The following is a 17,601-nucleotide window of genomic DNA, read 5'->3' as shown; positions in this document are numbered from 1 at the left end:
TCTAACCCTCTTTGCCACTCACGACCCCCTCGTCAAAACACACAAATAGCTCAACTCGGACACTGACCCCGCAGAAACTGTCCCTTATGGACAGTCGGGAAGGTGTCTCTTCGGCGAGTCCCGCTCCTGCCGCCAACTCCGGCACGCCACCTTTGCCCTTACCACTCAATAACCCGAATCGCCACTCACGACCCCCTGGACCCTGAAAGCAGGGAAGGAGGCCCTCACGGCGTGGTTTTCATGGGGGTCGGGTCTCAGCGGTACAGGGCGTGCTCCGCCGTCTCCGGGTCCTTGCCCGCGTCCCGGACTTCGGCCATCCACTTGCCGAAGTCGGGGCGTGAACCGTCGACGTCGGTCAGGCCGTACTCGTTCATCAACGTCCACGACGCGAGCGTCCTGCCCGCGAACCGCGCGACCTCCGGGTCGGTCGCCAGCTTCGCGACACCCCGCCCGAGCAGCGCCGGAGTCTCCGAGATGGCGAAGTCGACCGGAGCGGACTTGCCGACCGCGTCCCGCCACGTCTCCTCGGTGACCCCGAAGTGGTCGAGCATGGCTTCCGAACGCAGGAAGCCCGGCGTGACGGTCATGCCGACGCAGTCGTACTTCTTCAGTTCGGCGCCGAGCGCCCTGCCGATCGCGCGGATCCCGCATTTCGCGAGAAAGTACGGGATCCCCGCGCCGACGTACTCGTCGTGGTCGCCGTCGGTGACCTCGATGACGAGCCCGCCCTCGCGCCGCACGACCAGCGGAAGCAGCCGGTGCAACGCGATCAGATGCGTGTCGATCGCGTTGTGCACCAGCGTGAGCGCGTCGTCGAGACTGGAGTCCCAATACGCCCCCTCGAAATCCGCGAACTGGTCGCCGCCCCAGACGTCGTCGACCAGGACGTCGATCCGGCCGTCCACTTCGGACTCGATCCGCGCCCTCAGCGCGTCCACATCGGACACCACGGTGAAGTCGGTCCGGACGGGGATGCCCCGCCCACCCGCCGCGTCGACGAGCTCCGCGGTGTCTTCGATCGTCTCCGAACGCTTCATCGGCGACTGGTGCTCCCGCGTCGTGCGGCCGGTGACGAACACCGTCCAGCCGAGCCTGCCGAGCTCCACCGCGATCGCGCGGCCACATCCCCTGGTCGCCCCCGTGACCACGGCCACTTTCCGGTCCATTCAGGACTCTCCTTTCCACGCGGTCAGCACCGCGTCCACGTCTTGCCCCACCCGGTCGACGATCCGGCCCTTCGGCCGGATCGACCAGTCCAGCGCGGCCCCGTTCGCCACCCCCAGCAGCACCCGCGCCGCGCGGACGACACCCGGCGCACCCGGCAGGTCACGCGCCGCGACGCGCGTCAGCCGCCGCAATTCGGCTTCCACGGCGGTGAAATGTTCACCCAGCAGGGCACGGAGTTCCGGGTCTCCGATGTCCACGCCCAGCTGCCCGAGATGGTTCGCCGCGGTCTCCGCGTCACCGAGTCCCTCGTAGACCACGACGACCGCCGCGCGCAGCGCCTCCACCGGATCGGCCAGCTCGCCGCATTCCCGCATCCGTCCCACGACGGACCGCGTGTTCGCCCGGCTCAACGCCAGCAGAAGACCGTTCTTCGAACCGAACCGCTGGGCTACGGTGCCGACCGCGACACCGGCCTCCGCCGCCACCTGTGCCAGCGTGAAACCCGGGCCGACCATGCCGATCACGGTTCCCGCCGCGGTGAGCAGTCGTTCGTCGGTGATGCTGCGGGGTCTCGCCACACCATTATTGAACCATGATTCATTAACCCCGGCGAATCAGGGTCACTCTCAGGGGTATCACCGATCGCGTACGCCGCCGGAAGACGGCAAGCTACGTCTCAGGTCGGGTACCAGGTTGGCACCTCAGGATGACGCGCTCGGCCACCCACATGGACGACGATTGTTCTCGCAGTCGCCGAGGGGAGCAGACATGATCGAGGCAGCGGGCCTCACCAAGCGGTACGGCAGGACACTGGCGGTGAACGACCTGTCCTTCTCCGTCGCGGCAGGGGAGGTCACCGGCTTCCTCGGCCCCAACGGGGCGGGCAAGTCGACGACCATGCGGATGATCCTCGGCCTGGACAATCCGACGTCGGGCCAGGTGCGTATCGGGGGCAAGCTCTACCGCGAACTGAAGGACCCGCTGCGGACGGTCGGCGCACTGCTGGACGCCAAATGGGTGCACCCCAACCGGTCGGCGCGGGCGCATCTGCAGTGGATGGCGCGGTCCAACAAGATCCCGGCGGGCCGGGTCGACGAGGTGCTCGAGATCGTCGGGCTCACCAGCGTCGCCGGGAAGCGCGCCGGCGGTTTCTCCCTCGGCATGTCGCAGCGACTGGGGATCGCGGCGGCCCTGCTGGGCGACCCGGAGGTCCTCCTCTTCGACGAGCCCGTCAACGGCCTCGACCCCGAGGGCATCCTCTGGATCCGGAAGTTCATGCACCGGCTGGCCGACGAAGGCCGCACGGTCTTCGTTTCCTCGCACCTCCTTTCGGAGATGGCGCTGACCGCGAGCCACCTGGTCGTGATCGGCAAGGGGCGCCTGATCTCCCAGTCCTCAACCGAGGACTTCGTGGCGCGGGCCGCCGAGAACACGGTCAAGGTGCGGTCGCCGCAGCTGCCCGCGTTGCGCGCCGCGCTGACGCAGGCGAGCGCTCAGGTCACCGACGCCGACCGAGCGCTCGTGGTGTCCGGTTTGGACAGTGAGAAGATCGGCGAGATCGCCGCGGCCAACCAGATCGTGCTGCACGAGCTCAGCCCGCAGACCGGCTCCCTGGAGCAGGCCTTCATGCAGATCACCGGCGACTCGGTCGAGTACCACACCGGTCTCGAAGCCGAAGCCGCCGAAGTGGTCACCGCCGCCCAGTAGCCGCTCACTCTTCTGAGGAATTAAAGCCATGACTCTGCTCGCCGTGGAACGCATCAAGCTGTTCACCACACGCTCACCCTGGTGGTGCGCGTTGATCACCCTCGCGGTCGTGATCGGCTTCGCCGCCATCTTCGCCGGCGCCGCGCCATCGGGGGAATTCACCGACGTCGGCATGTCCCAGTTCGGCTACGTCTTCGGGATGACCGTGGTCATGGTGCTGGCCGCGCTTTCGGTGACCACCGAATACCGCTTCGGCACCATCCGCACCACCTTCCAGGCCGTGCCGAACCGCCGCGCCGCGCTGCTGGCGAAGACCGGCGTCGTCGCGATGCTCTCGCTGGTGATCGGCGAGATCGCCGCGTTCGGCGCCTGGGCCCTCGCCTCGATCATGCGGCCGGAGGATCTCGCGCTGAACACCGGCGCGGAGTGGATCAGCGTCGCCGGGGTCGGCCTGGTGTTCGCCCTCGCCTCGGTGATCGCGGTCGCCGTCGGCATCCTGATCCGGCAGAGCGCCGGCGCCATCTCGCTCCTGCTGATCTACACCCTCGCGGTCGAGAACCTGATCCAGCTCATCCCGAAGATCGGCAAGGACATCTACGACTGGATGCCGTTCCACGTCGCGGACCGGTTCCTCACCGGCTCGGGCCCCGCGGCGGCGGAAGCGCCGTTGAGCCAAGCCGGGTCGCTCGCCTACTTCGCCGGTTTCGCGCTGGTGCTGCTGGTCATCTCGCTGGTCGTCGCGGACAAGCGCGACGCGTAAGGACTTCCACAGGGGAGAAAGCCGGATGTCTCGCTCGGGGGAGTGAGGCATCCGGACGGGGAGAAAAGGGGAACAAGGACCGGGCCGCCTATCGGGGGGCAGCCCGGTCCTTTCCCGCGTAATGTCGGAACCCACTGGAGGGAGGGCTGATGATCGAGGCCACCGGACTCACGAAACGCTACGGCGACAAGCTCGCCGTCGACGGACTTTCCTTCACCGCCGAAGCGGGCCGGGTGACGGGATTCCTCGGCCCCAACGGGGCGGGGAAGTCCACCACCATGCGGATGATGCTCGGGCTCGACAACCCGACGTCGGGCTCGGTGACGATCGACGGCATGGCCTACCGCGAGCTGCGTGATCCACTTCGGACGGTCGGCGGCATGATCGACGCCACCTGGCGGCATCCCGGCCGCACCGCCCGCGAGCACCTCCGGTGGATCGCCGCGACGAACGGCCTGCCCGACAAGCGCGTCGACGAGGTACTCCGGCTGGTCGGGCTCGACTCGGTCGCCCGCAAACGGGCCGGGCAGTTCTCGCTCGGGATGTCGCAGCGGCTCGGGATCGCCACGGCGCTGCTGGGCGACCCCCGGGTGCTGCTGTTCGACGAGCCGGTCAACGGGCTCGACCCCGAGGGCATCGTGTGGATCAGGAAGCTGATGCACGCGCTCGCCGCCGAGGGGCGCACCGTGTTCGTGTCCAGCCACCTGCTGCCGGAGATGGCGCAGACCGCGCAGGACCTCGTCGTGATCGGCCGGGGGAAGCTGATCTACCAGGGCACGATGGAGGAGTTCGTCGGCCGGGCGAAGGGCCTCGGCGTGCGGGTTCGCAGCCCGCATCTGCCGGAGCTGCGGACGGCGCTGACCGACAAGGGAGCCGAGTTCCGCGAGGAGGACGGCGCGCTCGTCGTGTCCGAAATGGACAGTGACACCATCGGCGAACTCGCGTTCGCCGCCGGCGCGACCCTCCACGAGCTGAAGCCGCTCGCCGGCTCGCTCGAACAGGCGTACATGCAACTCACCGCCGAAGCCGTCGAGTACGGCGCCGGCGTACCGGAGGTGGCCCGATGACCGCGGCGAACATGCTCCGCGCGGAGCGGATCAAGCTGCTGAGCACGCGCGCTCCCTGGTGGTGCGCGGCCATCGCGGTGGTGGTCGCGCTGGCCTACACCGCGCTCTTCTTCGGCTTCGTCCCGCTCGAAGGCCAGACAGGCGTCACCTCGACGCAGGTCGCCAGCGCGCTCGGCCGCACCGTGGTGCTGGTCCTCGCCATCCTCGCGGCGGCGACGGAGTTCAACTGGGGCACGATGAAGCTCACCTTCCAGGCGGTGCCGTCGCGCGTGCCCGCCCTGCTGGCGAAGGGCGCCGTCGTCGGGGTGTTCTCCGGGCTGATCGGGCTGCTGGTGGGCTTCGGCTCGTGGGCGGTCGCGTACCTGATCAAACCGGCCGCCGACCTGGGCCTGGCTTCGGGCGCCGACTGGCGTGCGGTGGCGGGTCAGGGCCTGACCTTCTTCCTGACCGGTCTGCTCGGCGTCGGCCTCGGACTGCTGTTCCGCAGCCCCGCGTTCGCGCTCGGGTTCGCGCTGGCCTGGACGCAGGTGCTCGAAGGGCTCGTCGTGCTGATTCCGAAAGTGGGCGACGACATCTACCAGTGGATGCCGTTCTTCGCGGCGAATCAGTTTTCCGGGCCGGATCTCACGGTGTCGATGTTGAAACTCGAACCGCCGCTGGGGCCGTGGGGTTATTTGGCTTATTTCGGCGGCATCTGCGTGATTGTTTATGCGGCCGGACTGATGATCACCCATCGAAGGGATGCGTGAGCTTTTACCGCGGCCAAAGGAGTTAAGTCCACGTTAAGAGGCTGTGGCTTCTCTCACACGGAGCGGACATACTGTTCGTGACCGGGCGATGCTCGGGATGAGCCTATTTCGGCTCTCGGCCCCGGAGGTGATCCTTGACGGTGGATTCCGGTCAGGGAGTGGAACGCACGATCCCGCAAGCCCGCACGGAAAGTACGCAGCCCCGGCTCGAGCCCATGCTCGACCTCGAATGGTCACAGGCGATCGAACTGCCCCGCACGGTCGCTTCCGCGACCCGGCCATCCGATATCCGCCGCGCCTGGGTACACCGCGCGCCCGAAGATCTCGTTGTCGCGCTGTACCGCGCGTCCAGCGGAATGCACGGCGAAATCCCCGCGCCGTGGTGGCTTCGCGCCGTCGTGGAAGGCAGACTCGAATCGCGGGAACTCGGTTTCCGCATCGAAGATCGGATCGCCGGTCTGCTCGGCAGGCGTCCCGGCTGGGAATTCGTCCCGTGGGCCGCGGACGGGGAATCCGGTTACTGGGAGTTCATGCCCTCTGAACGCGGAGCGTCCGGGCATTCGATCCCGACCACGGTGCTGAACACGAGCCGCCACGACGGCTGGATCGACGTTCTCCCCGCCCATTCCAGCACGACGCCGTCGCCGATCGCGGTCGCCGGATTCGCCGGGCTGCGCTCGCGGCTGGGGGAGTTCGAAGCAGTCAGGTAACCGCCGCGTTTAATGGGCTGGTGGAAAACGAGGACCAGCCACGGATGCGCAGCGTGGTCAGCTATGTCAAACGCGGCGGCCGGATGACCGTCGGGCAGCAGCGAGCCTGGAACGAACTCTGGCCGTCGCTCGGCCGCACCGTCGGCGAACTGCCCGAAGGACCGGTGGATTTCGACGACTGGTTCGGCAGGCAGGCGCCGGTGATGGTGGAGATCGGTTCGGGCATGGGCGAGACCACGTCCCAGCTCGCCGCCGCCGCGCCGGAACTCAACTACGTCGCGGTCGAGGTCTACGATCCGGGGCTCGGCCAGCTGATGTTGCGCGCCGAGAAGCTCGGGGTGAAGAACCTGCGGCTGATGCACGGTGACGCCGTCGTGCTGCTGACCTCGCATGTGGAGCCGGGCTCGCTGGCCGGGGTCCGGCTGTTCTTCCCGGACCCGTGGCCGAAGAAGCGGCACCACAAGCGGCGGATCGTGCAGCCGGAGTTCGTCTCGCTGGTGGCCTCGCGGCTCGCGCCGGGCGGCACCTTCCACATGGCGACCGACTGGGAGAACTACGCCGAGCAGATGATGGAGGTCTGTTCGGCCGAGCCGCTCCTGCGCAACCGCCATGCTGGCGAGCCCGGTGGCTGGGCGCCGCGGCCGGAGTGGCGGCCGATCACGAAGTTCGAGAACCGCGCCGACGTCGAAGGCCGGATCTCGCACGATCTGATCTTCGAGCGGGTCTGACGACGACACAGAAAGGGCCGGTCAGGACGTCCCCACGTCCCTGACCGGCCCTTTCTTCACACCCCCGCGCCTTGGAACGCCCCCTGCGCGTCCCCGGTGCCCGTTCGTCCCTCCCCCGACAGAGAGACGACCGGGCACCCGGCCCGTGGGTGGATCACCACCGACTCCACCCACGAGACCTGGCCGCCCTGGCGCCATGACGCCATTCGGGCGAACTTTTCATTCGTCGGCCAGAGGCTCCGACTGCACCCGCTTGAGCGCCGGGGTCGAGACGGATGCCCCGAGCAACGCCACCCCGATTCCCAGCACCACGGGCGCCAGCAGCCATGGGCTCAGCACGACCGCTTCCTTCTCGACCAGGCTGTAGAGCCCCATGCCGACTCCGATCCCGACCACACCCGCGCCGATGGTGGCCACCATCGCGGGCAGGGCCGCTTCCATCCGCAGCGCCCTCGACAGCACCCGGACCGGTGTCCCGGCCGCGATGAGCGCCCCGAAGGTGCGGCGGCGGTCCATCACCGAGCCCGCGGTCGCCACGGCCGCGCTGCACCCGGCGAGCACGCCGGCCGCGATCAGGCCGATCACCGTGACCCGGCGCAGGTCGCCGAGCTCCTGCTGCTGACCGATCAGGTGCAGGCCGCGGCTGCCGACCTCCTGGCCGGGGGCCGCCCCGACCAGCGCCGTCCGCACGACCTCGGCGTTCTCCGTGGTGGTCGGCACGATCACGTCGAAGCGCTCCGGCGTGACACCCGCGGGAACCAGGGCCGGGTCGATGACGATCGTGCTGGACGTGTCCTCGTCACCCTGAGGGAAGAGGTGCACGGGAGCCTTCGGATCCAGCTGCGGACCGGCCTTGTCGTACTCCGACAGCACGCGGTACTCCGCCGGGTTGATCCCGTACCTGCTGTAGATCGCGGGACCCGGCCGGCAGGAGCCGCCGATGTTCACCCGCAGGAGTTTCGTGGCGTCCTCGCAGGTCATCACGAAGGCCCGGTTCAAATTCTGGGAGCGGGTGCCCGGCTCACCGGTGGACAGGTAGACCTGCCCGACCGAGACGGCCTTCTCGGTGATCCCGTAGCGGGCGAGGGACGCGTTGGTCTGGTCGGCGATCTGCTGCGCCTGGGTCGCGTCGGATTGGGCGTAGAGGACGTTGTCCTTGAAGGTCCGGCCGCCGCCCGCCATCGACTCGAACGAGGGCAGCAGGGTCAGCGCCATCGAGCCGGTGAAGACGGCGAGCACGACACCCGCGGTGGCGCGGTAGGCGCTCTTCGGGTCGTCGCGGAGCCTGCGTCCCGCCAGCAGCGAGGCCGGTTTGCGCCAGATCCGGACGAACGTGCCGCCGACCGCCGAGGTGACCCACGGCCCGATGATCGCCGCCGACCCGACCAGCAGGAACAGGCCGAGCATCACCATCGGCAAGCTGGCGTTGTCCTGGCTGATCGCGAAGAGGAAGAAGGCACCGGCTACGGGGACCGCGAGCAGCCGCCACCAGTGCAGCGGCTTGCGGGCGTGTGCCGAAGCCGCGAACAGCGGCGTCTTCAGCACTCGGCGGATGCCGAGGACCCCGGCGAAGACGACCAGCAGCGGGATCGCGATGGCGACCGCGATGGTCGAGCCGACCGACAGGCTGAAGTCCGACGCGAGCCAGGTTCCGCCGCCCCACGGGACGAACGTCGAGAGTCCTTGGAGCGCCGGCGCCACGAGGATGCCGAGCAGCGCGCCGACCACGGCGGACAACGCCGTCTCGGCGGCGACGATCTTCGTCACCTGGCCGGGAGTCGCCCCGGCCAGCCGGAGCGCCGCCATCCGCAGCTCACGCCGGGCGGCGGTGAGCCTGGCCGAAGACGCGACGAGCACCAGGCTCGGCACGAGCAGGACGATCACACCGACCCAGGCGAGCAGTTCGAGCATCGGGTCGGGCTTCGCCTGCTTGTTGGGGAAGCCGTCCGCGGCCATCGCCGTCTTCGGCATCGACTCCGGGGTGTGGCCGACGACGGCGACCAGCTGCTCCGGATACATCAGCGATTCGGGTCCGAGCGCGTCGACGAGTTTGCCGAACCGGTCCCCGAGCTGCGCCTGCGGCGTCGACTGGATCAGTTTCCCGAGGGCGGGGGACACGATCGACTCGCCGGGTGCGGGCAGCCGCGGGATGCCCGGCGGCAGGCTGAGCATCGGCGAAGTGCCGGTCTGGGCGATGTCGACGCGGGTGATCTCGCGGTCGCCCGAGTAGTCCTTGTTCGCCGCCATCAGCAGCGGCGCCGGCCCCTGGCTCTCGCCGGACTGGGAGTAGTAGCTGCCGATGTCCTGCCAGATCGCCCGCTGGGAGCGGGCCTGCGTGGCACCGGGAAGGGAGGCCAGCAGAAGCACCAGACTGGTCGCGACGGCGACCCCGACCGCGGTGAGGATGGCCGACGTGCGGGTCCGGCGGTCGACCCGGAGCACCCGCATGGCCAGCTGGAAGCTGTTCATTACGCGGCCAGCCTCGTCGCGATCAGGCCGTCCCGGATGGAGACGGTGCGCGGCATGGCCTCGGCGAGCTCGCGGTCGTGGGTCACCACGATCACGGCGGCACCGCTGTCGGCGGCCGCGGCGAGCAGCGCGTCCATGGTGGCGCGGCCGGTGCGGGTGTCGAGCGCGCCGGTCGGCTCGTCGGCGAAGATCACCTTCGGCCGGTGCGTCAGCGCGCGTGCGATCGCGACGCGCTGCGCCTCGCCACCGGAAAGCTCACCGGGGCGGCGCTTCTCCTTGCCCGCGAGGCCGAGCTTCGCCAGCCATTCGCGGCCGGCCTCGATGGATTCCTTGCGGCCCTTGCCACCCAGCAGCGACGGCAGCGCGACGTTCTCCTCGGCGCTCAGTTCCGCGACGAGCATGCCGGACTGGAACACGAAGCCGAACTCGGTGCGCCGCAGCTCGCTGCGCTTGCGCTCGTTGAGCTGGTCGACCCGCTGCCCGGCGAGGAAGATCTGCCCGGAGTCGGCGCGGAGGATCCCGGCGAGCACGTGCAGCAGGGAGGTCTTGCCCGAGCCGGAGGGCCCGACGATGGCGACCGCGTCACCCGCCTGGATGTCGATGTCGATCCCGGCCAGCGCGTGCTGCGTGCCGTACCGCTTCACCAGCCCGCGGCCCGAAAGCACCGGCTGCCCTGTCCACTGTGGATCCGCCACCGTGATTCTCCCTAGTCAGTCACTTGTGTTCTGCTTCGGGAAAGAGCTTCGCGGTGAACCGCCGGTGTCCACTTCGGGCAGACGGCCAGTGCTGATCACCCGCGTATCGGCCGATCGGCCGACCCGGCTCGGGCCGGTCGGCCAAGGTGCGGACGGCGGCCGATCCTCTACCGTCACGGTGTGACAGCAGGTCCGGCCCAGAACAAGTTCCCCGCGCGGGTGAGTGCGCTCGCGCGACGTATCGGCATGCCCGCCGTCGTCCTGCTGGCCGCGCTCGCGTTCGACCTGGTCTTCGTGACCGACGCCGCCTTCGACGACACGGGCCCGCGCGGGATCGATCTCCTGCTCTTGCCCGGCATCTTCGCGATGGTGTTCTGCGCGCTCTGGGCGCAGAAGCGGGCCGCCGTCGCCGCCGTCGCGGCCTCGGTCGTGCTGGTGGCGTACACGCTGGTCGTCCGGTATTTCAACATCCCGACCTACTCGAGCGTGCTCGCCCATCTGTCCATCACAGAGGTGGTCGCGGGGGTCGAGGTCCTGTTCTACGCCGCGCGCCGGACGCGACCGGGTGTCGCCTTCGCCGTGATCTCCGGTCTGGTGCTGGCCACGCTGACCGCGGTGTCCGGCCGGTACTACTACGGCAGCGAGTCGAACGGCACCATGGCGCAGGCGATGCTGTTCGGCGGTCTCCTGCTGGGCGGCACACTGCTCTTCGCGATCCCCGGACGCGACCGGACGGCGCATCCGAAAAACTACGAGAAGCTGCAGAAGCTCAACAAGCTGGTGATGGGCCAATGGCCGCTCATCGGCCTGCTGGGCGTCGCGCTGATCCTGGAGTTCGGCTTCACCTACGAGAGCGGGGCGCACGGCTTCCCCATCCTCGTCTGCTCGATCGTCGCGGCGATCATCGCGATCGCCGCGCCGCGGCGGCCCGCCGACGCGATGGTCGCGCTCACCGCGGTCATGCTGCTTTCGGCGCTGGTGACGCCGTTCCTCCGACTCCGCTACGACTACCCGACCCCCGGCGGCGTGCCGGGCACGCAGGTCGTGGCGGGGATGGGCCTGGTCGTCACGCTGGTCCGCGCGGTCGGGCTGAGCAAGGCCGCGTCGCGGATCGCCGGGCTGTCGATGGTGGTCGCCGTGGCCTCCATCCTCAACACCAAACGGCCCACGCCCCGGCTGATGACCGACCCGGACGACATCGCCGGCCTCGTCGTCGCCGCGCTGCTGCTGCTCGGCATCTCGGTGGCGATCGGCCTGGCGTTGCGGTCACGGGATTCGGAACGCACGCAGGTCATCCAGTCGGCGATCAGCGACGCGCAGACGTCGGAGCGGATGGCGCTGGCGCGGGAACTGCACGACGTGGTCGCCCACCACGTCACCGGGATCGTCGTGCAGGCGCAGGCGGCGAAGATGATGGGCGAGAAGAATCCGCAGGTCGCGGTCGAGGCGATGGGCCGGATCGAGGACGCCGGGGTGGAGGCGCTCGCGGCGATGCGCCGGCTTGTGCGGAGTATGCGCGGTGACGCCCCGGCCGGGAGCAGCGAGTTCAGCGAACAGGCAACCACCGATCTCGCCGCCGATCTGCGGACGCTGATCGAACGGTCGAACCACGGCGTGAAGACGTCGATGAAGCTCGAACTGCCGCCGAACGTGCCGCACGAGGTCGGGCGGTCGGCGTTGCGGCTGGTGCAGGAGTCGCTGACGAATATCGGCAAGCACGCGTCCGGCGCGAAGGAGGCGCTGGTCATCGCGGAGGTGAGTGAGAACGAACTGCACCTCCAGGTGACCGACGACGGACGCGAGCCACAGGGCCGTCCGGCGGGCGGGTCGGGCGGCTACGGTCTGATCGGCATGCGCGAACGGGTCGCCCTGCTGCACGGCCGGCTCACCGCCGGACGGGCGCCGGGCGGCGGATGGCGCGTCGAAGCGTGGCTACCACTTGAAGGAGAAGAGTGATCCGGGTACTGATCGCCGACGACCAGGACATGGTGCGGATCGGCTTCCGGATGATCCTGGACGCGCAGGACGACATCGAGGTGGTCGCCGACGTGCCGGACGGCGTCTCGGCGGTCGCGAAGGCGCGCGAACTGCGGCCGGACGTCTGTCTGCTGGACATCCGCATGCCGGGGATCGACGGTCTCGAGGTCACCAAGCAGCTGGCGGGCCCGGACGTCGCCGATCCGCTGAAGGTCGTGGTGGTCACGACGTTCGACCTCGACGAGTACGTGCACACCGCGCTGCGGAACGGTGCGAGCGGGTTCCTGCTGAAGGACGCCGGGCCCGCGCTGCTGATCGAAGCCGTGCGAGCGGCGGCGCGCGGGGACGCGCTGGTGTCGCCGCAGATCACCGTCCGGCTGCTGAAGCATTTCGACGGCGGGGCGGTGAAACGCGACGTCACCCCGCCTTCGGAGCCGCTGACCGCGCGGGAGCTGGACGTGGTGAAGGCGGCCGCGAAGGGGCTGACGAACACCGAGATCGGGGCCGAGCTGTTCCTGTCGCTGTCCACCGTGAAGACGCATCTGGCGTCCGTGCAGGGCAAGGTCGGCGCACGGAACCGGGTGGAGATCGCGGCCTGGGCGTGGCGGAGCGGCGTCGTGGACTGAGCTGAGTGTGGGTGCAGGCGACCGAGGTCTTTTGATCTCTTGGAGTCGCGCCCTTTTGGCTGAAGGCCCCCGCTATCTCGGCGGCAGGGCGCCGACAAGAAGTCCGTGACATTGATGACCAGCCACGCCCTGGCGACGAGATAGCGGTCGGCGCGATAAAGAGTACGGTCCGTAAGCTCCATATATGCAACGCCGTTTCCACGCTCCTGTCGTTCTCCCCGCCGACCCCGCTTGCTCGTTGCTGCGTGACGCCGTGGTCGACGTGGACGAGACGGGCCGCGTCACCCATGTCGGTCCCCTGTCCGGGGCCCCCGAAACGTCCGCTCCCGTGACCCGGTTGAGCGGCATCCTCCTGCCCGGGCTGGTCAACGCGCACGCGCACAGCCCGATGACGCTGCTGCGCGGCATGGGCGGCGACCTGCCGCTGCTGCCGTGGCTGACCGAGATCATCTGGCCCACCGAAGCGAAGCTGGAGCCCGCCGACATCCGCACCGGCATGATGCTGGGCTCGATCGAGATGCTGCGGCACGGCGTCACGACCAGCGCGGAGATGTACTTCGAAGGCGAGCAGCTCGCCGACGCGGTGCTCGCCACCGGTGGCCGGGTGGTGCTGGCCCCGCCGATCATGGAACTGCCGGGGATGGACTGGCGCGCGATGCTGAAGAGCATCGAACGCTGGATCGACACCGACGGTCTCCGGTTCGGGCCCGGTGACCGGATCGAGGTCGGCTACGGGCCGCACTCGGCGTACATGCTGAACGACGAAGCGCTGCGGGCGACCGCGGAATCGGCGGCCGAGCGTGGCGCGCTGGTGCAGATCCACGTGGCCGAGGCGGCGCTCGAAGACGTCAAGCAGCGTGAAGCGCACGGTTCGGTGCCCGCGCTGCTGGAGAAGGTCGGGATGCTGCGGGGCCGGACGCTGGCCGCGCACGCGATCCACCTGTCCGACGAGGACATCGCGCTGTTCGCCGCGCGCGGCGTCGGGATGGCGCACTGTCCCGGATCGAACGCGAAGCTCGCCTCGGGCATCGCCCGGGTGACGGAGCTGCGGAAGGCGGGCGTCGCCATCGGGCTCGGCACCGACGGCCCGGCGTCGAACGACGACATCGACCTGTGGGAGGAAGTGCAGCTCTCGGCGATGTTCGCGCGGCTCGCGACCGGTGACTCGACCGTGCTGACCGCGGCCGACGCGTTCCTGCTCGGCACCCGCGGCGGCGCGGACGCGCTGGGCCGGACCGACATCGGCGCGCTGGAAGCCGGCCGGTGGGCGGACATGGTGCACGTCGACCTCGACGACCCGGCCTTCGCGACCGGTATCGACGTGCCCGACGCGCAACTGTTCGCGAACCTGGTGTGGGCCGCGGGCTCGCGCCGCGTTCGCGACGTGTGGGTGGCGGGCGAGCAGGTCGTCGGCGACGGCGAACCACTGCGGGTGGACCGCGGCAAGGTGCAGGCCGAAGTCGCCCACACCGCCGCACGCCTGCGCTCTTAACTCACCTACGCAACCCCCACCCGTCCCAGGGGGCGGCCCCGAGGCCAGTCTATCGGGGGTGGGCGGGGCGGGACCCGGGAAAGTGCTGGTCAGGGCGGAGTTGTCCACAACGGTGAGGGGCTGTGGACAACTGGCCCGAGCGCCCAATGCGGCATGGGGACGCTGAGCGGCCCCGGTGCCACATTGGGCGCAAGGCACGCTGGCGGCGCCGGGACCAGGGTTCCCAATGTCGCATTTGAGGCGCTGAGAATCTCAAAGGCGACATTGGGAACCCGCGCGCTGCTAAGCGAGGCTAGACCAGGCCGCGCGGCCGGAGGGTCACCTCGGTCGGGTGCGCGTCACCGGTGGCGGAGACCGCGGCGAGGACGGCGGCAGCGACGGATTCGGGGCGCAGAAAGCGTTCCGGCTCGTACGCGCGGCCCTCGTCGGCGACGATCGCCTGCTGCATTTCGGTGTCGGTGCGACCGGGGTAGATCGACGTCACCCGAAGCGCGGACTCCTCCTCGCGCAGGGAGTCGGCGAAGGCCCGGACGGCGAACTTGCTCGCGGCGTACGGACCCCAGCCCGGCCGCGCGTTCTGCCCGGCGCCCGAGTTGATCACGACGACGTGCCCCTTCGAAGCACGCAGCGCGGGCAGCAACAGCCTGGTCAGCGTGACGACGCCGAGGACGTTGACCTCGAAGTTCGCTCGCCAGTCGGCGTCGGTCGCGGTCTCGACCGTGCCGAGCCGAGCCACGCCCGCCGAGTGCACCAGCACGTCCAGCGCGCCGATTTCGGCGGTCGCCGTCTCCAGTGTCTCCGTGTCGGTCAGGTCGATCGGCCACGGCTTCGCCTCGGGCAGTGTGCCCGCCAGTTCGCCGAGCGCGCCGGCGTCGCGGCCGCCGAGCAGCAACCGGTGGGTCGGGGCGAGCGCGCGGGCGGCCGCGGCACCGATACCGCGGGTGGCGCCGGTGACGAGAGCCAAGGGGAGATCAGCCATGCCGGCCACGCTAGTGGGTTCGAATCTGGACCGGTAAACGCGTGTCCAGACGGCGAACTCGCGTGATCAGGGGGCGCAGACGACAGGCGGCGTCGCCACCCTCGGGAACCGGATGGAGCCGCGGGTGAACGAACCGGCGAGGTTGTCCGCGAAGCGGCCGGCCGTCAGCGGATCCCGGACCGACGCGTCGATCGCCACGAGAGCCTGGCAGTCGAGCGCCGCTCGGGCGGCGGCGACGTCCGCGGCGCGGACCGGACCGCCTTCGGCGATCGGGAGCCGCGCCGAATTCGCCAGCTCCCACACCGGGGGCAGCCATTTCTGGTGGCCAGGACGGCCGCCGGGGAGCGATGTCGAATGGGCGGCGAACGGGTTGGCGAGGCCGTAACCGTCGCGCAGCCGCATGTCGAGCGGGATCAGCAGGCCGAGCGCGCCCATGCTGTCCGCCGCGACGGTCACGTACGGCCGGTCCGTCGGGTACGCGTACCAGCGTCTGGTCGTGTAGTCCTGGATCAGCACCGCCGGACCTTCCACACCCCGGACGGCCGCCAGCGCCGACGGCATCAGCGGGTGGCCGGCGTAGTCCTCCGCCAGGATCGGATGCTCGTGCCCGGTCGACCACGACCAGAACGCTCGCTCGTCCGTGACGCCCACAGCGCGCGGAGAAGCCGAATACGCCGGGCGAAGCGATGCGGCGGCCACGAACGCCCAGATCCCGACGGCGACCAGAAGCGCCACGGTCACCCTCGTCACCGGCACGGCCAGCACCGGCAGGAGCAGGCAGAACAGCGCCGGGAGCAGCATGCGCCCGTGCATGAAATCCCCGCCGACCCGGATCACGTACACCGCGAGCAACACCGCTCCGGCCACCGGAACCGCGGTGAGCACCACGAAGGTTCTGTCCATAGTGGACGAAACCGTGACGACCGCGGCCGCGAGCAGCAGCAGCAGCGGGAGCCACAGCCAGTACGGCTGGACGAGATCGGCAAGGTAGGCCCATCCACGGGCCCAGTTCGCTTCCGACGCCTCCTTGACCAGCGCGGTGTTCGGCGTCAGCAGACCGTAGTAGCCCATCCGGAACACCTGATACGCCAACGGGAGCGCGGCCGCCACGGCCATCAGGCCCATCGCGTGGCGACGTCCCGGCCGCGCGAGGACGAGCAACGCCACCAAGGTGACAGCGCTGAAGAGGGCGAGATCGGGCCGCACCAACGGCCCCAGCCCGGCGACCAGCGCGACCGGCCAGGTACGCAGATCGTCCATTGTGGACGTACGGCGGACAAGCAGCCACCAGGTACCGCCCAGCCACAAGGTGATCAGCCCGGTCTCGAGCCCGGACGTCGCGAAGTCGCGGAACGGCGGCAGCGCGCAGACCACCAGCGCCCCGGCGGGGGCGAGTCCGTGGAACGCCAGCGGCTGATAGAGCCGCCGGGCGCCGTCCAGGCCGAAGAACAACCCGGCGACCGAGAAGACCAGCCCGGTGACCACGGAGACCCACTCCAGCGGCACCCCAGGGAGCAGCCCGAGGACGCTCAGAACAGCCGTCCACAAAGGACTCGTGTTGGTCTCGACCCGCTCGCCGACGTTGAACACCGGACCGTTGCCCGCGAGGATCTGCCGGACCGTCCGCAGCACGATCAGCCCGTCGTCGCTCATCCAGCGACGGCGCCAGGCCAGGTCGGCGTAGACCATCAGGACCAGGCCGAACCCGAACCAAGTCCAGGTCGACGGCCTCAGGTACCAGGCGCGCGAAGGCCAGCCGGGCGTGTTCTCACCCGTCGTCGTGTTCGTCTGCGTCATGGCCCCGCCCGCCTCGGTTGCGTGCGCAGGAGATCAGGTCCGCGGCCCGCGAGTCAAACCGCACGGCCGGACAGGCAGGACTGTGGCCACTTCCTCCCTTCCATGGCCAGCCGCGCGGTGACCTCGAAGCCCGCCTGCGCCAGCAGATCCGCGATCCGGCCGGGATCCAGCAGGTAGGCGTCGTAGGTGACCGGGTGGCCGTACGCCGTCTCCGGGCTCAGCCGCTCGTCTCCGACATGGAACCCGAGCAGTACTCGCCCACCAGGCACGAGGGTGCGACGGAACTCCGCGAACACCGCCGGGAGCTCCTCCGGCGGCAGGTGGAAGATCGACCACCAGGCGACGAGACCGCCCAGCTCGCCGTCCGGGAAGTCCAGGGCGGTCATCGAGCCGACCGAAAACCGCTGTTCAGGGTAATGACGACGGGCTATCTCGACCATTTTCGGCGACAAGTCGACACCGGTGACGTCGAGGCCGAGCGCCGCCAGGTGAGCGGTGACGTGGCCAGGACCGCAGCCGACGTCGGCGACCGGGCCGCGCACCTGCTCGGCGAACGCGACGAGCATCGCGCGGCTGATCGGCTCCTGGTCGAAGAGCGGTCCGATCCGCGCCGCGTAGTCCTCGGCGACGGTGTCGTAGGACGCGCGGGTGGCGTCGAGGTGGGAGGTCACGGTGGGC

The 17,601-nt window shown here is 69.6% G+C and carries 16 protein-coding genes; 9 read left to right on the top strand and 7 right to left on the bottom strand.

The genetic code is table 11. The annotated features are described in order from the left end of the window. Positions 1-254: 254 nt before the first annotated feature. Together AC0685_RS03110 and AC0685_RS03105 are read right to left on the bottom strand one after the other, a co-directional pair. Positions 255-1,166: an SDR family NAD(P)-dependent oxidoreductase gene (locus AC0685_RS03110; protein WP_478223998.1), complete on the bottom strand. Its 912-nt coding sequence runs from the start codon at positions 1,164-1,166 to the stop codon at positions 255-257. After that, entirely contained in the window at positions 1,167-1,745 is a 579-nt protein-coding gene (locus AC0685_RS03105; protein WP_478223997.1) for a TetR/AcrR family transcriptional regulator, read from the bottom strand. Between the two features lie 190 nt (positions 1,746-1,935). Here AC0685_RS03105 and AC0685_RS03100 point away from each other — a divergent pair, with 190 nt between their 5' ends. The 6 genes from AC0685_RS03100 to trmB all read left to right on the top strand — a co-directional run bounded on the left by AC0685_RS03100 (position 1,936) and on the right by trmB (position 6,888). After that, on the top strand, positions 1,936-2,874 hold the full coding sequence (locus AC0685_RS03100) for an ABC transporter ATP-binding protein (protein ID WP_478223996.1): 939 nt from the start codon (positions 1,936-1,938) through the stop codon (positions 2,872-2,874). Between the two features lie 28 nt (positions 2,875-2,902). Next, positions 2,903-3,634 (top strand): ABC transporter permease, encoded by a 732-nt coding sequence (locus AC0685_RS03095; RefSeq protein ID WP_340687228.1) that lies wholly within the window; start codon positions 2,903-2,905, stop codon positions 3,632-3,634. A 149-nt stretch (positions 3,635-3,783) separates the two neighbouring features. Continuing rightward, complete coding sequence (locus AC0685_RS03090) at positions 3,784-4,701, top strand: ABC transporter ATP-binding protein (protein WP_340687229.1); 918 nt, start codon at positions 3,784-3,786, stop codon at positions 4,699-4,701. After that, positions 4,698-5,450, top strand: coding sequence for a hypothetical protein (locus AC0685_RS03085; protein WP_478223995.1), 753 nt, complete (start codon positions 4,698-4,700; stop codon positions 5,448-5,450). The genes AC0685_RS03090 and AC0685_RS03085 overlap by 4 nt, the downstream gene beginning before the upstream one ends. Before the next feature lie 158 nt (positions 5,451-5,608). Next, the gene (locus AC0685_RS03080; RefSeq protein ID WP_478224449.1) at positions 5,609-6,160 is read left to right on the top strand and encodes a hypothetical protein; all 552 of its coding nucleotides are present in this window, start codon (positions 5,609-5,611) and stop codon (positions 6,158-6,160) included. 44 nt (positions 6,161-6,204) lie between these two features. Beyond that, a complete protein-coding gene (trmB, locus tag AC0685_RS03075) occupies positions 6,205-6,888 on the top strand; it encodes a tRNA (guanosine(46)-N7)-methyltransferase TrmB (protein WP_378346146.1) in 684 nt (227 codons plus the stop codon). A 219-nt stretch (positions 6,889-7,107) separates the two neighbouring features. On the opposite strand, the gene AC0685_RS03070 is transcribed toward trmB, so the two are convergent. Both AC0685_RS03070 and AC0685_RS03065 read right to left on the bottom strand, forming a co-directional pair. Beyond that, positions 7,108-9,357 (bottom strand): FtsX-like permease family protein, encoded by a 2,250-nt coding sequence (locus AC0685_RS03070; RefSeq protein ID WP_478223994.1) that lies wholly within the window; start codon positions 9,355-9,357, stop codon positions 7,108-7,110. Then, a complete protein-coding gene (locus AC0685_RS03065) occupies positions 9,357-10,052 on the bottom strand; it encodes an ABC transporter ATP-binding protein (RefSeq protein WP_395882136.1) in 696 nt (231 codons plus the stop codon). Before AC0685_RS03065 ends, AC0685_RS03070 begins: the two co-directional genes overlap by 1 nt. A gap of 180 nt (positions 10,053-10,232) precedes the next feature. Between AC0685_RS03065 and AC0685_RS03060 the strand changes: the two genes are divergently transcribed. The 3 genes from AC0685_RS03060 to AC0685_RS03050 all read left to right on the top strand — a co-directional run bounded on the left by AC0685_RS03060 (position 10,233) and on the right by AC0685_RS03050 (position 14,147). Next, entirely contained in the window at positions 10,233-12,008 is a 1,776-nt protein-coding gene (locus AC0685_RS03060; protein ID WP_478223993.1) for a sensor histidine kinase, read from the top strand. Beyond that, on the top strand, positions 12,005-12,655 hold the full coding sequence (locus AC0685_RS03055; protein WP_034314268.1) for a response regulator: 651 nt from the start codon (positions 12,005-12,007) through the stop codon (positions 12,653-12,655). Before AC0685_RS03060 ends, AC0685_RS03055 begins: the two co-directional genes overlap by 4 nt. Before the next feature lie 184 nt (positions 12,656-12,839). After that, positions 12,840-14,147 carry an amidohydrolase family protein gene (locus tag AC0685_RS03050; RefSeq protein ID WP_478223992.1) on the top strand — a complete coding sequence of 436 codons (1,308 nt, stop codon included), beginning with the start codon at positions 12,840-12,842 and terminating at the stop codon, positions 14,145-14,147. Positions 14,148-14,439: 292 nt separating this feature from the next. On the opposite strand, the gene AC0685_RS03045 is transcribed toward AC0685_RS03050, so the two are convergent. The 3 genes from AC0685_RS03045 to AC0685_RS03035 all read right to left on the bottom strand — a co-directional run bounded on the left by AC0685_RS03045 (position 14,440) and on the right by AC0685_RS03035 (position 17,594). Beyond that, the gene (locus AC0685_RS03045) at positions 14,440-15,126 is read right to left on the bottom strand and encodes an SDR family oxidoreductase (protein WP_478223991.1); all 687 of its coding nucleotides are present in this window, start codon (positions 15,124-15,126) and stop codon (positions 14,440-14,442) included. Positions 15,127-15,192: 66 nt separating this feature from the next. Then, the gene (locus AC0685_RS03040) at positions 15,193-16,923 is read right to left on the bottom strand and encodes an arabinofuranosyltransferase AftB family protein (protein ID WP_478223990.1); all 1,731 of its coding nucleotides are present in this window, start codon (positions 16,921-16,923) and stop codon (positions 15,193-15,195) included. 53 nt (positions 16,924-16,976) lie between these two features. Continuing rightward, positions 16,977-17,594: a class I SAM-dependent DNA methyltransferase gene (locus tag AC0685_RS03035; RefSeq protein WP_478223989.1), complete on the bottom strand. Its 618-nt coding sequence runs from the start codon at positions 17,592-17,594 to the stop codon at positions 16,977-16,979. Between the last annotated feature and the right edge of the window lie 7 nt (positions 17,595-17,601).

Source organism: Amycolatopsis sp. NPDC043889 (genome assembly GCF_056435645.1).
This window is presented reverse-complemented; position numbering and strand designations above follow the sequence as displayed.

Coding starts and splice junctions, on each gene's coding strand:
- AC0685_RS03110 (WP_478223998.1), bottom strand. CDS start 1,166: ATGGACCGGAAAGTGGCCGTGGTCACGGGGGCGACCAGGGGATGTGGC.
- AC0685_RS03100 (WP_478223996.1), top strand. CDS start 1,936: ATGATCGAGGCAGCGGGCCTCACCAAGCGGTACGGCAGGACACTGGCG.
- AC0685_RS03095 (WP_340687228.1), top strand. CDS start 2,903: ATGACTCTGCTCGCCGTGGAACGCATCAAGCTGTTCACCACACGCTCA.
- AC0685_RS03090 (WP_340687229.1), top strand. CDS start 3,784: ATGATCGAGGCCACCGGACTCACGAAACGCTACGGCGACAAGCTCGCC.
- AC0685_RS03085 (WP_478223995.1), top strand. CDS start 4,698: ATGACCGCGGCGAACATGCTCCGCGCGGAGCGGATCAAGCTGCTGAGC.
- trmB (WP_378346146.1), top strand. CDS start 6,205: ATGCGCAGCGTGGTCAGCTATGTCAAACGCGGCGGCCGGATGACCGTC.
- AC0685_RS03070 (WP_478223994.1), bottom strand. CDS start 9,357: ATGAACAGCTTCCAGCTGGCCATGCGGGTGCTCCGGGTCGACCGCCGG.
- AC0685_RS03050 (WP_478223992.1), top strand. CDS start 12,840: ATGCAACGCCGTTTCCACGCTCCTGTCGTTCTCCCCGCCGACCCCGCT.
- AC0685_RS03045 (WP_478223991.1), bottom strand. CDS start 15,126: ATGGCTGATCTCCCCTTGGCTCTCGTCACCGGCGCCACCCGCGGTATC.
- AC0685_RS03040 (WP_478223990.1), bottom strand. CDS start 16,923: ATGACGCAGACGAACACGACGACGGGTGAGAACACGCCCGGCTGGCCT.